Here is a 14,073-nt window from a genome sequence, read left to right as displayed (position 1 = left end):
GTCACGAGCATAACCCACACTTGCCCGCTGTCCGGAATCGACGGCGCTAGGCTGTCCGCCGTGTCGACAGATGAGCTGGGCCCGCCGATTAGGGTGACGATCTCGCAGGTCACGGTGGATCTTTGCTCGGTGCGTGATGTGCTCGATGCGGTGACCCAACGTGCCTCAGCGTGTGATGCGCGGCCGCTTGTGGTCGGCTCGGTGAACTTGGACCATTTCCATCATTTCGGATCTGGTCGCGCGAACCCTGATTGCGCAGCGCTGGGTCCCGAGCTGGATTGGTTGATGCTCGCCGACGGGGCGCCGATCGTGGCCCGGGCCCGACTCAAGACTCGGCAGAACTGGCCGCGGATTACCGGAGCAGACCTGTTGCCGATGGTTCTGGAACAGGCGGCACGCACAGGTCACCGCGTCGGATTCCTCGGCGGGCTGCCACAGGTGCACGACAGGCTTCGTGCTGTGCTGCATGAGCGTTATCCGGGTCTTGCGGTGGCCGGTCTCTGGGCACCCGGTCGCGCAGATCTCACCGATTCGGATCGCAGCGATGCGTTGGCGCGGGACATTGCTGCCGCGGATACCGATGTCCTGGTGGTGGGGCTTGGAAAGCCTTTGCAGGAATTGTGGATTGCACGCGATGGCCTGACCACCGGTGCGGCGGTACTGCTGGCCTTCGGCGCATCGGCAGACTTCCTTGCCGGCGCGGCGACGCGCGCTCCGGAATGGATGCAGCGCTACGGACTCGAGTGGTCCTACCGGTTGGGCCGGGAGCCCCGCCGCATGGCCCGCCGGTACCTGATACAGGGACCGGCCGCGGTGGTGCGGTTACGAAAGGCAGCCGTCGAGCCCGCACTGCCTTGGCACGCGTAGTAGCTAAACCCCATGGATAATGCTCGCGAAATGCTCAGACATCCGTTCGGAGCTGAACTCCGCCCGTGCACGCCGCGCCCCAGCCTGTCCCAGGGCGCGGGCGCGGTCAGGATCGCGCGCCAAATCTGCGATCGCACGGGCGAAGGCATCGGGGTCGCCGGGTGGCACCAACACACCGTCGACATCGTGGCGGACGTAATGCGCTATGCCCGGGTTGTCCGTCATCACCACCGGGCGCCCGCTGGCCATGGCCTCCAGAGCGACGGTCAGGCCAGAACCCGTGATTACGTTGGGCCGCACCGCGATCGCCACGAGTGTGGATCGCCGGTACAGATCACGCATCCGTCCGTACAGCCGCTCGGTGTGCAGCGTGACAACCTCGGATGGCGCGGTGATTGGCAGGGCTGTGGCCAGCTCGAGCCCAAGGCCGGGACACTGTTCGCGGGCGATCAAAACCGCCTCGACAAGAAGTGCGTGATCGCGGTGGACATCCTCACCCGCGCTGACCACCAGGGGAGCGCCCGCGCTCTCCCACGGTTGCACTCGATAGAAATCGGTATCGATGCCCACCGGCGCGAAATGCAGCCGGGCGTCATCGACGCCCCAGGCCCGCGACAGCAGTTCGACCTGCGGGGGAGACTGCGAAAACACCGCGGCGCTGCGGGCCAGCGCATGGCGCGCGAGTCGCCGATGAATCGGCGAAGAGTCCGTGGGCTCGGTAAGCCATCCGACTCCGGTCACCACCGGTGGGCTCATCCGCATAGCTGCGGCAAAAGCCGCGGGCACTCCGGTGCGTTCGTCGTAGCAGAAGACGACATCGCTTTCGCGACGCGCCGCCCGGTCTGCGACGACTTCCAGGATCTCCAGATCACCTGTTCGATAACGGATCTGACCGGCCACACGCTCGAGGCGGCGCCCAAAAGAGAACTCACTGAAGGTCGGCGTCACACCGTAGTTGGACAGTCGGTGCAGTCCATAGGGCGCCCGGTCCGGCACCTCATCAGCGTGGTTCCGGGCCTCCCATTGCGAAGCCGAAACGCCGTGCGGCAAAGCCACATACGCGTGCAGTCGTCGTTGCATTGTTCCCATCCCGTATCGCCGCAAGGTAGCACATGACATCCGAACAGGCCGATGGATCCCCGGTCGCCGAGCCGGCCTCGGGGCGCCGGATCGCCAGTGCCGTGGCATGGCAACTCGGTGGCCGGGTGCTGGGGACCATCGCTTCCATCGCCGGGATCGCGCTCACAACCCGCGCTCTGGGGCCGGAGTCCTACGGGCATCTCAATGCCGCGATCTTCTTCATCGGTTTATGGACCAGCCTGACAGAGTTGGGTATCGGCGTCGTCATCGTCCGGCGGGTCTCGGCCGGCACCGGCAGTCTGCAACGCTTGGTCGGTATCAATCTTGCTTTCTCGCTCAGCTATTGCCTCCCGCTGGCCGCAGTGGCGGCCCTCTCTGGCTGGCTCATTTACGCGGATCACCCCGAGGTGCAGTCGATGCTGCTGATCATCAGCGCGAGTCTGACCCTGACGACATTGTCGAGCTGCCTGAACCCGATCTTCATGTCTTCGGTCCGGTTTTCGGCGGTGGCACTGGCGGACACACTGTCCCGGGTAGCGATGCTGGGGGTCACGATTTTCCTGGTCACCGTTGACGCAGAACATGTTTGGTATGCACTGCCGCAGGTGGTGGCCCCGGCCGCACTATTGCTGATTCAAGGTATCGCGGCTCATCGGATCACGCCGTTGCGAATCATTCTGTCGGCGAATGAGACGTGGGGCCTGGTGCGCGAAAGCCTGCCGCAGACGATGGTGCTCATCATCGGCGTCCTCTACTGGCGAATCGACGGTGTGATACTGAGTCTGTTGAGCACACCTGCGGAAGTCGGCAGGTATGGGCTGGCGTACCAGACCGCGTTCACATTGTCGCTGGTGGGGAACTTCTTCCTGGGCGCGACCCTGTCTACGATGACGGGACTGTTCGCCGCCTCGCGCGAGCGTTTCGCCGCCTTCATCGAGCGATCCATGGGATTGATGTTCGCCATCGCGGTTCCGGTCTCGGTCGTCGGGTTTTTCGTCGGACGAGATCTGGTCGCACTCCTGGGATCCGAGCAGTTCGTGGACAAGTCAAACCTGGTGATGCCGTTGCTGCTGGTCGCGGTGGGGCTGACCTTTCTCACCGGCACCGTCAGCCAGGCGCTCTTCGCGGCACATCATCAGACATTTCTGCTGCGCCTCAATGTATTCAATCTCGCTGCCAACATCGTTCTCAATGTCGCGCTGATTCCGCACCTGGGTTCGCTGGGCGCGGCTATCGCGCTGGTAACAAGCGAGGTGGTGGGCTTGGTTGCCGCCAGCATCAGGTTGACGACCTGCGCGGGTTATCGCACACCGTGGATGTTTCTGTTGCGGTTGGGATTACCTACCGCAGCCGCGGTGGGTGCGCTACTCCTTGCCGCACAGTGGATCCCCGAGTTGGTCGCCGCCGTCATCGCCGCCGGTGTCTACGTCGGCGTGAACCTGTGGGCGGGGCCCGTGCACCTGCGTGATGTTCGGGAAATCCTCCGTAAGGAGGCCACTGATGGGTGATCGACGTGACTAGGAAGAGGCACCGCGAACTGGATCGCGCCTACTTGCCGCCTCCTCGAGTGAGCGAGGTGCATGGGGGTATCGCAGTGTGCATCGTGGCGTATGGAAGGCCAGACCTTCTCGCGGCCTGCCTGGAGTCCTGTCGCGAACATCTTGGCGATCTTCCGGTGCACGTGTGGGATAACTCGGGACCGGACTACCCGGGAATGCAGGCCGTGCGGGCGAAGTATCCTGCCGTGCATTGGCACGGTACCGGTGAAAATCTTGGATTCGCCGCGGCGGTCAATAGGCTGGCAGATCTCACGCCAGGAGCGCATCTGCTGCTGCTGAATCCCGATGCCGCCGTGCGGGGGCCGCTCACGCTGACCCGCGCCCAGCTCGCGACCGGAATCAAGGTGGCGGCGGCAGCGCCACCGATCCAGGCCGCCACTCCGCACCACGGTGAGCTCCCGTGGGATAACGGGCATCGCACTCCCAATCTCCTGCGGGCGTTGGTGTCACGCGCGGGCTACGCACCGGCCTTGCGCGGCCGGGTTGTCTCTGAGCTCTACCGGACACGCCCCACGGCCGTAGACGGATACCTCACCGGGGCCTGTCTATTGATCAATCGGCAGGCCTGGAATGAGGTCGGTGGATTCGACGAGGAGTTCTTCCTGTACGGCGAGGAGGCGGATTGGCAGCTGCGCGCACGGTCCGCGGGCTGGCGCCTGGTTCTCGTCGATGAACCCGGTGTCATGCATAGCGCCAAGGGCACTGTCGCCGGAGATGATCGTCGAAGCGTCCGCTCCGACGATCTGCTGCGTGCGAACATCGCTTTGACACTCGAGCATTCGAGGGGAGTGCGCACCGCCGATCTTTACCTGGCCGGGACTTCCGTGCTGGATCGCGTGCAGCCCGGGGCACGCCGGGCACGCACGGCACGGGTCGGCGCAGGCTCGGGGCGCCCACAGATCATTCTCACCACGAACCGGTTGGTGTACGGGGGAGCCGAGCGACAGCATGTATTGCTGGCCACCGAACTGGATAGACGTGGATATTCGGTGACCATCGCATGCATGCAGCGATTCGGCCCGTTGGTGGCCGAGATCCCGCCGACGGTGCGCGTGGTGCGCCAACCCTGGTGGTGCCCTGCCTTCGAGACAGCCGACGGTCCCACGATCCTGGTGTCGGGGGACACCAACACAGAGACCGGATGTGCAACGCTGTGGCGTGCATCCGGACGTAACCGTAAATGGCTTGTGGCGGCACATATCCCGCCCGAGCTACGTACGGGCACCTATTCGGCCCCGCTCGCGAGGGCGATGAGCCGGGCCGACGGGTTCATCGCGCTCTCGCAGAGACACTGGGACGAGGTGTCGGCACACCAGCGGGTGGGTAAACGCTTCTTCACCGCCCCCAACGGAGTCGTCAGCCGCCGCGAACTTCCCGAGCAAGCACCCGAGCGCGGGGAACCGAACGGCCCGTTACGTTTTGTGATGCTGTCGCGCATAGTCGAGCACAAGAATCCGCATCTGCTGGTGGAGGCACTGAGCGGATTGACCGAATACGATTGGCAACTCTCCATATTCGGGGACGGGCCCGATCGCCAACGATTGGAAGCCCTCACTCCTGAGTCCGTGCGCGATCGTGTGCACTGGCGGGGTTGGTCTCCGGGACCCGAGCATGCGCTGGCCGATTGCGATGTGCTCTGTGTGCCCAGCCGAAGCGAGGCCTTTCCCCTGGTGATTCTCGAAGCAATGGCGCGGGCGGTGCCGGTCATCGGCTCCGCAGTCTGCTCGGTGCCCGACATGCTCGACCACGGTAGCGGTGTGGTGGTCGACCCTATCGATGTGCCGACATGGCGGGCAGCCCTCAAGGATGCCCTTGCCGAGAGCGGCCGCCTGACAGCATTGGGGCGTAAGGGATTTGACCGGATGCGTGATCTGTACACCATCGAGACAATGGCGGATTCGTACGAGGAGGCCTTCACCGCGGTGTTCAAGGATTGATGCCGGATGAGAATCCTGTGGTTGTCTCCGTGGATGCGCCCATTGGCGCGCGTGCATGCCGAGGCCCTGCGTGCTCGGGGCGCCGAGGTGCTGTTGGTGACCTCCGATCAGCATCCGGAATCCGGTCCGGCACGGGACTACGAGCTGGTCCTGGAGCCGTCGCTCAAGGAACCCGCAAGCTGGGTGTCATGGGCACGCGCGGTGCCGCAAGTCCGGGCCTTTCGGCCAGACGTGGTGATCGCCGAGCTGGTCCGCGACCCGCGGTGGCAGGTGTTCGGCGCGGGCCTGCCGCGCGTGCGACTCATCCACGACGATCGGCCGCACGACGCCTCCGAAGAGGTGCCGCGGTGGAGAAGCGCCGCATTCCGCCGGTGGGACAAGAACGCGGCTCACCGGGTGGCGTTCAGTGATTACGTCGCACGGCAGATAACCGGGCGCGAGTCATCGCCGGTCGGGGTGGTTCCGCTCACGAGTGATCTGGACCCGCAACGGGTCCCGTCCTTCGTTCCCGCGGGCGGGCGTCGGGATTTCGTATTGGTCGGGCGGCTCAACGGCTACAAGAACGTCGGCCTCATCCTGGATGCGTGGCAGGCGCATGTCGATGGTCCGGCATGGCGAGACGATAACCTGGTGCTGATCGGTGACGGCGATATCCGCGGGGCGTTACCCGACTCGGTGCGGTGGGTTCGCGGACCGTACAGCTATGATTCTGTGCTGCAACCTCTTTCAGAGGCCAAGGCGTCAGTCGTGCACTACCGTCAAGCATCGCAGAGCGGTGTGCAGACGTTGTCGATGCAACTCGGGGTGAACGTCATCGCCTCCACCGAAGGAGCATTGCCGGAATTCCAGCCGCCCGGGGAGGTGGCACTGCACCGCGACGACATATCCGGACTCGCCGCTGCGTTCGACCGTCATGCCGATCCTGCCGTCGCCGCTCGACTCGGCCGGGAAGCGAAAGCACACTATGCGCAGAACTTCACCGCGGATCATGCCGCTGCCAGATTGTTAGCGATCTGCGAGCGACTTCCACGTCCGCACTAGCTGCGCCTCCCAGCCTGCGATGTCAAGACCGCGTACCGTCTCGCGTGCCGCGGCCGCCAGCCGGCGCCGCTCCGTCTGGTCGGTACTCAGCCGGGTGAGGGCAGACACCAACGCGTCGACATCGCCGGGCGCCACCAGTACGCCGTTCTCTCCGTTACGCACCACCTCGGCAATCGATCCGACCGGCGAGGTGATCACCGCGACGGACGCGGCCATGGCTTCCAGAAGCGCCATGGGCAGCCCCTCGGCATAGCTGGGCAGTACGAAGATATCTGCACCACTGAGTAATTCGGCCCCGGCAGCCGCGTCCAGCCAGCCGTGCACAGTGATCACGTCCGCGACATCAGCCGCCGCAACCGCGGTACGTGCCTGCTCCACCTCGCCATCGCCGGCAAGGTGAATGTGCAATGACGCGCGAACCTCGGGTGCCAACTCGGATGCTGCCCGGATGATGTCGTAGGTGCCCTTGCGCTGCCCAAGCCTGCCCAGACTTACCGCCGCCAGCGTGCCGCCGCGCGAGGACGCGGGCTCATCGGGAATGCGTACCGGATTCTGCAGCACGGACACTCGTGCGGGATCGAGCTCCAGGCAGGCCGCGTACTCGTCGGCGAGTTGCCGTCCCAGGATGATCCACCGGTCAGCGGGCAGTGCCCACCGCACGCCGCGCTGGACCGTGATGTGCTGGCTCCGGTACCAACCGCAGAAGTCGAAGCTATGCGCATGGATGAGCGCAGGTACTCCGCGGATGCGCGCGGCCCACAGCGGCATTGCCTTGCGGGCCACGCTTCCGCCATGGCCCAGGTGGACGTGCAGGACGTCAACGCGCCCGGTCATGACCAACCACGATGACGCGATCATGCCGCGCACACCAACCCACAACCAGCGCCACCGCGCGGCATCGACATAGGTCGGCACCACTCGCACGGTCACGGCGGGGTCAGTCAACGCCGCCATATGCGCCATGACGGTTGCCATACCCCCGCGGCTCTCAGGACTCGCGGGGGCGGGCCCGATGGCCAGGACGCGCAACGGCGCCGGCCCGGGGGCGGAGTTGGACACGGGCCAAGTGTAGAGGTCAACAGCTCGGTATCGTTCCCCGCTGTGACCCGTACGCCCGCGGCCGGAAACCGCCGTCCGACGGTGGTGTGCACTGCCGCGCTCGCGATGTTGGCGCTGGTAGCTGCGATGGTTCTGGGACGCGACTCCAGCAAGTTCGAGCATCCGCACGCCTCGGACACGATGGCACGCCGGCTCGATACCGGCCCGTTGGTGCCGAACTCGCTCGATGTGCAGTGGTGGGTACGCGATCACCCCGATGATCCGCGCGCCGCGGCAATCCGGGATCGGATCGCGCGATACCCGATCGCAATGTGGGCCACCGGCAATGACGAGGACGACAGCCGCAACATCGGCGATATCGTCGAGCGCGCACGAAAGGCCGGCGGCACCGCGCAATTGGCGCTGTACAACATTCCGGATCGCGATGACGGATTCTCCGGACCTCACCACGCCGTCACACCACAGATCTACCGAGCCTGGATCGACCGAGTGTCCGCATTGGTGGGGGACACCAGGCTGGTGCTGATAGTGGAACCGGACGCGCTGTGGTTCGCCGATCGACAGTCCCTGGAGGGCACAGATTTTGACGATCGGATCCGTTCATTGCGGTACGCGGTGCAGACCTTCTCGGCCCATAACGTCAACACCCGCGTCTACGTTGACGCGGGAACCTCATCCGGTTCTGTGACGCCCGAGCGGATGGCGGCGCTGCTGGCGAGGGTCGGCGTCTCTGACCGCGTCGGGTACGCCGTCAACGTCTCGTCCTTCGCGCCGACTGCCGAGATCACCGCCTATGCGCAACGCATCAGGGCGGCGTTGCAACAGTGGTTCGGTGTCAGCGATCCACGGTATGTCGTCGATACGTCGCAGAATGGCAACCCGGATTGGAACTTCGATTGGTGCAATCCTGCCGGACGTATGCTCGGCGCATCGCCAGTGGTGCTGGGACAACCCGACGGTCTGGATATGAACCTCTGGATTCTCGCGCCAGGTAGCTCCAACGGTCCCTGCGGCATCGCCTCCGACGCACCCGGCGGACAGTTCAGCCCGGCGCTGGCGTCAGTATTGCTGCGCTAGCACAGTCCGGTCACCCAGCGGCCTTCCATCTCCGGAAAGCGCAGGCGGACTTCCGCATACAGATCTGGCAGGGTAAGCAGCACCCGGTCGGGGTCGGCAATCACCAGATCCTCGGGTGACACGATCGGAATATCCGTGCCGGGCATACGACGTCCCTGCTTGGCAGGAGATGCGTCGGCGACCGCCATCACCGACTCCGTGGTCAGCCCGGCACGGTGAAACAGCGCCACCGCCCGTGACGGTGCTCCGTACGCGTACACGCGCTCTCCGGATGCTCGTCTTTCATCAAGCCACCGCGTGAGGCGCCGCACCTGCTGGTCCACCTCATGCTGCAGCTCGACGAAGCGATGGGGATCGGCTGCTCCGCAGGCTTTCTCCCGCGCAACGATCTGCTCCGCGGCAGGCGGCATCGGATGTTCGCCATGGCGTGCGGCCACCAGCAGGGTGCCGCCGTATAGGTCGAACTCCCATACCGCCACCACAGACATGCCAGCACCAGCCAGCATTCGGCGCAGCGCGGTCAGTGAGTAGTAGGCGAAATGTCCGTGTCGTAGCGAATTCCATTGACCCAATTCCAGGATCGTGGCTATCGAATGGAATTGCAGAAGCAGTACGCCCTCCGCACCGGTCCGGCGGGCGCGCATATCGATAGCCGTGGCCTGGTCCCTGTCGTGCATCATCCCGAAGCTGTCCAGCACCAGGTCTGCGGGCCCTTCAGACATGGCCTCAAAACCCTTGGAAAAGACGAGATCCAGCCAGCTGCCACCATGAGGACTGGTGAACTCGTAGACGGTGCGCCCGTTCAGCAGCCCGGCGGCGTTCACTCGGGCAACCGCGTCAGCGGCCTGATCGCGCAGGGCTTGCGGCTCCACGGCACGCGGCTCCTCGGTGTCCGTGTCATCGACATCCAGCTGTGCGAGGGCACAATCGGTGCACAACACCATCGCCAAGGGGTGTAAGGCATCTGCTGCGGGTTCGCTGGAAGCGGCGGGGAAGTGATCCGCGGCGGGTACGGCGCCCAGGTCCAGCACCCGGCGCAGTTCTCGGCCTCCGCAATACCGGCAGGTGGTCACCGTTGGTACCACAATGTTTCCTCAGTACGGCAGGATGGCGGAGTGCGCATCCACACCACCGAGATCGACGGCGTCCTGCTGATGGAGCCGGCGCCGCACCAGGACGACCGTGGGTTCTTCACACGAACATTCGACGCCACCATATTCGACGAGTACCAGCTCGCCGCCGGCGCCGCGGTGCGGGCCGCCGACTTTCTACAGGACTCCCAATCGCGTTCGCGCCAAGGTGTATTGCGCGGTCTACATGGACGCTCGGGCCGCGGCGAAAGCAAGCTCATCCGCTGTGCGCGCGGTGCCGTGTTCGACGTGCTGGTTGACGCCCGCCCCCAATCACCGACATTCGGACGTTGGCAGAGCTTCACCCTCGACGATTCCACCTTCGCGCACCTATTCGTCCCGGCCGGCATATTGCATGGCCATCAAGCGCTGACAGAGTGGGCCGACCTCTGCTATCGCATCGACCGGCCGCACGATCCCGCCGAGGATGTCTCGGTCGCCCATGACGATCCCCAGCTCGGCATCGACTGGCCGCTTCCGATTACCGTCATCAGCGCCAAGGATGCCGCGGCGGGCAGTTGGGCCGCGTTGACCGGGCGCTGACCGGCTCACCGTGCGACCGGGCGCAGTGTGTCGTCTACTGCTCCGGACTCGCGCAGATTATTCAAATGCGCCAGGCGGGTGAAGGATTGGCGAAACAGCGATTCCGTGAGATTGCCGGCCACGCACTGCTCGTAGAGCTCCCTAGCGCCGGCCTCGATCGACCATTGCGCCCGGTACCCGGGCAATGCGGCACGGATCGCAGAGAAGTCGACGCAGTACGAACGAGGATCCGCACCCGTCTCTCCGGTGATGGCCAAGGTGGAGTTGGGCACGGCGGCGACGGCTGCCTCCGCGATCTGTGCGACCGTCTGGTTGTTCTCCTCGGTACCGACATTGAACGCCGCACAGTGGATTACGTCCTGGGGGGCCGTGAGGCACTCCAGGAATGCCGAGCCGATATCGCGGGCATGTACCAGGGGCCGCCAGGGCGTTCCGTCCGAGAGCACCCTGACCTCGCCGGTGAGAACCGCGTTGCCAACGAGGTTATTCAGCACGATATCGGCGCGAAGCCGGGGCGAGTACCCGAAAGCTGTGGCGTTACGCAAAAACACCGGCGAGAAGGAGGAGTCGGCGATCGCGGCGACATCATCCTCGACTCGGACCTTGCTCTCCGCGTAGGGGGTCAAGGGCTTCAGCGGAGCGCTCTCATTGACCAGGTCCTCGCCCGCCGAGCCGTACACAGAGCATGTCGACGCGTACAGGTAACGGCTCACTCCAGCATCTTTGGCAAGCTGCGCCAGGCGTACCGAGGCGTGATGGTTGATGTCATAGGTGAGGTCCGGCGCCAATGCGCCGAGCGGATCGTTCGAGAGCGCCGCCAAATGGATCACCGCATCAAAGCCTGCCAGCTGGTCCACCGTCACATCACGAAGATCCACCGCGAGCGACGGTGGTTCAACGAGTGCCGGGCCCAGTACACAATCGGCGAAAAGTCCCGAATCCAAACCAACCACATCGTGACCGGCCTCGGCGACCATCTGAGACATCACGGTGCCGAGATAGCCCTGATGGCCGGTGATGAGAACCTTCACTGCGTTGCTCCTAGAGAGATCGTTGCCTTTTCCAGTACGAATGCTTCGGCGTACCGGTGGCGGCACTGCACGCCGCGCACGCGCGCCAACGAGAGAAATGTCTCGTGGTCGAACCAGTCATGGGGGCGTTGCGAGGGATAGTGCGCGTAGATGAGATCTGCCTTGCTACGGGCGATCTCATCGCTGAGCGGCTGAAACACTGTGGGCGTCGGGGTATCGGTTTCCCATTTGATGATCTCGTAACCGAGGATCAGATGGTCACGGAACTCGGTGGGCACCAGGGTTGCCAGCAGGCGGTGGTCCTGGTGAGCGTCGCGGCGCTGCGGAGCGAAAACCACCGTGGCCGTCGACTCACGGCGAAAAGCCGAGAGCGCGTCCTTGATCTGGTTCCAATGTGCGGGGGCTCGTCCGTCCGGAAAGTCGAGTACGTCGACGGCCACTTCGGCCCCGGGGCACAAAGCTGTCAGCGCGGCCCGCTCCTCGGATTCTCGTTCGGTGCCACCGCCCGTCAGCACGAGCGCGCGGACCCGTAATCCGGGGTGGCGAGTCGCCATGGTGAGCAGGGTGCCACCCATGCCGATCGCGATATCGTCACAATGCGCTGCCAGCAAGGCGATTTCGTCGACGGCGCCGGTGTTGAGTTCGATCACGTGGTGGCGGGCTCCTGCTCCCAGACCATCCATGGGCGCACGCCCTTGCGGTAACCCTCGTCAAGCTCGGCGCGTTCCTTGAAGGTGTCGGCCGGCTTCCAGAATCCGTTGAACTTGTAGCCGAACATCCTGCCTTCTTTGGCCAGCGACCCGCAGGCGTCCTCGACGAGGTCGCCGCCCGCGGGCAGATAGTCGAAGACATCCTGGGAGAGCACAAAGTAGCCGCCGTTCTCCCACATGTCGAGCTTGGAGACGGCGGTGATATCGGTGATCGATCCACCGTCATTCACGTCCACGGTGTGGAACGACGATTGCGGCGGAACCAGGAGCATGGACGCGGCGGCTCCGGAATCGTGGAACTTGGCCACCAGATCGTCCAGGGGAGCGTTGGTGAGAACGTCCGCGTAATTGGCCAGGAAGTAGCGATCGTCGCCGAGGTGGTGACGTACTCGCCGCAGCCGCTCTCCGATGGGCGATTCGGCGCCGGTGTCGGCGAACGTGATGGTCCAATCGGCGATATCGGACTTCAACAGCCGCACCTGGCCCTCGGCCAAGACGAAATCGTTGGATTGCGCTTCGTTGTAGCCAAGGAAGAAGTCCTTGATGGCCTCAGCGCCGTAGCCTAGACACAGGATGAATTCCTTATGTCCATGGTACGCATAGTATTTCATCACGTGCCAGATGAGGGGGCGCGGTCCGACCATCTGGAGCGGTTTGGGGATCACATCGCCGGCGCCGTTGCGCATGCGCATGCCGAAGCCTCCGCAGAAAAGCACGACCTTCATACCGATGCTCCTTCGGGCTCAATATGGGGTTCGACGACGTGTAGCTGCGGCAGGGGGTAGACGAGCCTTCCACCCCATTCGCCGATATGCCGCAACTGCTGGGTGATCTCGGCTTCCAGGTTCCATGGGAGCACCAGCACCACGTCGGGTTTGTCTTCATCGATTCGCTCGGGGGAGTGCACCGGGATGCGGGTACCGGGACTGAACATGCCTTGCTTATAGGGGTTTCGGTCAACGGTGTAACCCAGAAGGTCGGTGCGGATGCCGCAGTAGTTCAGCAGCGTGTTGCCCTTACCGGGCGCGCCGTAGCCGACGACGGTCTTGCCCTCTGCCTTGCAGGTAAGCAGGAACTGCAAGAGCTCCAGGCGGATTCGTTCGGTTGTCGCACGGAATCGTTCATATCCGGCCAATTCGTGCAGACCTGCCCGCCGTTCCAGCTCCAAGACCTCGGCAACCGATGGCGCGATCTCGGGCCGGCATTCGCGAGGGCGCGCCCACACCCGTATCGAACCACCGTGTGTGTCAAGCAGTTCGACGTCGACCACTTCCAGATCGCCTACAGCGAGCGCTCTTTGAGCTGCTAATACGGTGTAGTACTGGAAGTGTTCGTGGTAGATGGTGTCGAACTGGCCGAGCTCGATGAGGTTGAGCGCGTGATGTACCTCGATGCTCACCCAGCCGTCATCGGCAACGAGCCCCCGCAGGGCTCGCGTGAATCCCCGCAAGTCAGGGATGTGCGCGTACACGTTGTTGGCCGCGACCAGGCGGGCCGGACCGTGCTCCGAACGGACGCGGGCCGCGGTGCCCTCGTCGAGGAAGGCCGTCAGGGTCGGAACGCCCTTGTCGCGCGCCGCCTGTCCGACGTTCACCGACGGCTCGATGCCCAGGCAGCGGATTCCCTGGGCAACGGCGTGCTGAAGGAGGTAGCCGTCGTTGCTGGCCACCTCGATCATGAAGTCGTCCGGGGCGTCGGGAGAAAGCCCCAGGCGCGCAATCGAGTTGGTGACGTATGCGCGGGCGTGATCGACCCAGCTGTCGGAGTACGACGAAAAGTACGCGTACTCGGTGAAGTTGTCCTCGGGGCTAATCAACGCAGGGATTTGCAGCAACATGCAGTCGCGGCAAAGCCGCAGGTGCAGGGGATAAGTGGGTTCCGGCAGATCCAGCTCATCGGCGTGCAGAAACTTCTGGCAGGGTGGGGTGGCACCCAGATCGACGACGCTGAGCAGCTCCGTCGAGTCGCAGAGGCGACAGCGCACCGGTTCCTCCTATGCCAGCTATGTGGAGTACGGATGTCTCCAGACCCGGCGATAG

Annotated in this window: 13 protein-coding genes; 6 read left to right on the top strand and 7 right to left on the bottom strand. The window is 64.4% G+C overall.

Going from position 1 to position 14,073, the window contains the following annotated elements; all coding sequences use genetic code 11:
• Positions 1-60 precede the first annotated feature (60 nt).
• A complete protein-coding gene (locus BB28_RS12830) occupies positions 61-867 on the top strand; it encodes a WecB/TagA/CpsF family glycosyltransferase (protein WP_046253749.1) in 807 nt (268 codons plus the stop codon).
• 3 nt (positions 868-870) lie between these two features.
• On the opposite strand, the gene BB28_RS12825 is transcribed toward BB28_RS12830, so the two are convergent.
• Entirely contained in the window at positions 871-1,947 is a 1,077-nt protein-coding gene (locus BB28_RS12825) for a glycosyltransferase family 4 protein (protein ID WP_046255797.1), read from the bottom strand.
• A gap of 32 nt (positions 1,948-1,979) precedes the next feature.
• Here BB28_RS12825 and BB28_RS12820 point away from each other — a divergent pair, with 32 nt between their 5' ends.
• From BB28_RS12820 to BB28_RS12810, 3 genes are read left to right on the top strand one after another with little or no spacing between them, the layout of a single operon-like run.
• A complete protein-coding gene (locus BB28_RS12820) occupies positions 1,980-3,455 on the top strand; it encodes a flippase (protein ID WP_046253748.1) in 1,476 nt (491 codons plus the stop codon).
• A gap of 5 nt (positions 3,456-3,460) precedes the next feature.
• Complete coding sequence (locus BB28_RS12815; RefSeq protein WP_046255796.1) at positions 3,461-5,443, top strand: glycosyltransferase; 1,983 nt, start codon at positions 3,461-3,463, stop codon at positions 5,441-5,443.
• Positions 5,444-5,455: 12 nt separating this feature from the next.
• Positions 5,456-6,484 (top strand): glycosyltransferase family 4 protein, encoded by a 1,029-nt coding sequence (locus BB28_RS12810; RefSeq protein ID WP_081252389.1) that lies wholly within the window; start codon positions 5,456-5,458, stop codon positions 6,482-6,484.
• Here BB28_RS12810 and BB28_RS12805 read toward each other — a convergent pair.
• Positions 6,449-7,543: a glycosyltransferase family 4 protein gene (locus BB28_RS12805; RefSeq protein ID WP_046253746.1), complete on the bottom strand. Its 1,095-nt coding sequence runs from the start codon at positions 7,541-7,543 to the stop codon at positions 6,449-6,451. The genes BB28_RS12810 and BB28_RS12805 overlap by 36 nt on opposite strands.
• Before the next feature lie 42 nt (positions 7,544-7,585).
• On the opposite strand from BB28_RS12805, the gene BB28_RS12800 reads away from it, so the two are divergent.
• Positions 7,586-8,620: a glycoside hydrolase family 6 protein gene (locus BB28_RS12800; protein WP_052740228.1), complete on the top strand. Its 1,035-nt coding sequence runs from the start codon at positions 7,586-7,588 to the stop codon at positions 8,618-8,620.
• On the opposite strand, the gene BB28_RS12795 is transcribed toward BB28_RS12800, so the two are convergent.
• Positions 8,617-9,693, bottom strand: coding sequence for a class I SAM-dependent methyltransferase (locus BB28_RS12795; RefSeq protein WP_046253745.1), 1,077 nt, complete (start codon positions 9,691-9,693; stop codon positions 8,617-8,619). The genes BB28_RS12800 and BB28_RS12795 overlap by 4 nt on opposite strands.
• A gap of 42 nt (positions 9,694-9,735) precedes the next feature.
• Between BB28_RS12795 and BB28_RS12790 the strand changes: the two genes are divergently transcribed.
• Complete coding sequence (locus BB28_RS12790) at positions 9,736-10,293, top strand: dTDP-4-dehydrorhamnose 3,5-epimerase family protein (protein ID WP_046253744.1); 558 nt, start codon at positions 9,736-9,738, stop codon at positions 10,291-10,293.
• Positions 10,294-10,298: 5 nt separating this feature from the next.
• On the opposite strand, the gene BB28_RS12785 is transcribed toward BB28_RS12790, so the two are convergent.
• The 4 genes from BB28_RS12785 to BB28_RS12770 are packed head-to-tail and all read right to left on the bottom strand — an operon-like array spanning position 10,299 to position 14,018.
• A complete protein-coding gene (locus BB28_RS12785) occupies positions 10,299-11,324 on the bottom strand; it encodes an NAD-dependent epimerase/dehydratase family protein (protein ID WP_046253743.1) in 1,026 nt (341 codons plus the stop codon).
• Complete coding sequence (locus tag BB28_RS12780) at positions 11,321-11,974, bottom strand: PIG-L deacetylase family protein (RefSeq protein ID WP_046255794.1); 654 nt, start codon at positions 11,972-11,974, stop codon at positions 11,321-11,323. Before BB28_RS12780 ends, BB28_RS12785 begins: the two co-directional genes overlap by 4 nt.
• Positions 11,971-12,759 (bottom strand): glycosyltransferase family protein, encoded by a 789-nt coding sequence (locus tag BB28_RS12775; protein WP_030097751.1) that lies wholly within the window; start codon positions 12,757-12,759, stop codon positions 11,971-11,973. The genes BB28_RS12780 and BB28_RS12775 overlap by 4 nt, the downstream gene beginning before the upstream one ends.
• Positions 12,756-14,018, bottom strand: a complete 1,263-nt coding sequence (locus BB28_RS12770; RefSeq protein WP_046253742.1) for a class I SAM-dependent methyltransferase — start codon at positions 14,016-14,018, stop codon at positions 12,756-12,758. Before BB28_RS12770 ends, BB28_RS12775 begins: the two co-directional genes overlap by 4 nt.
• Between the last annotated feature and the right edge of the window lie 55 nt (positions 14,019-14,073).

The organism is Mycobacteroides chelonae CCUG 47445 (genome assembly GCF_001632805.1).
In the GTDB taxonomy this organism is placed as follows: domain Bacteria; phylum Actinomycetota; class Actinomycetes; order Mycobacteriales; family Mycobacteriaceae; genus Mycobacterium; species Mycobacterium chelonae.
This window is presented reverse-complemented; position numbering and strand designations above follow the sequence as displayed.

Coding starts and splice junctions, on each gene's coding strand:
- BB28_RS12825 (WP_046255797.1), bottom strand. CDS start 1,947: ATGCAACGACGACTGCACGCGTATGTGGCTTTGCCGCACGGCGTTTCG.
- BB28_RS12820 (WP_046253748.1), top strand. CDS start 1,980: ATGACATCCGAACAGGCCGATGGATCCCCGGTCGCCGAGCCGGCCTCG.
- BB28_RS12775 (WP_030097751.1), bottom strand. CDS start 12,759: ATGAAGGTCGTGCTTTTCTGCGGAGGCTTCGGCATGCGCATGCGCAAC.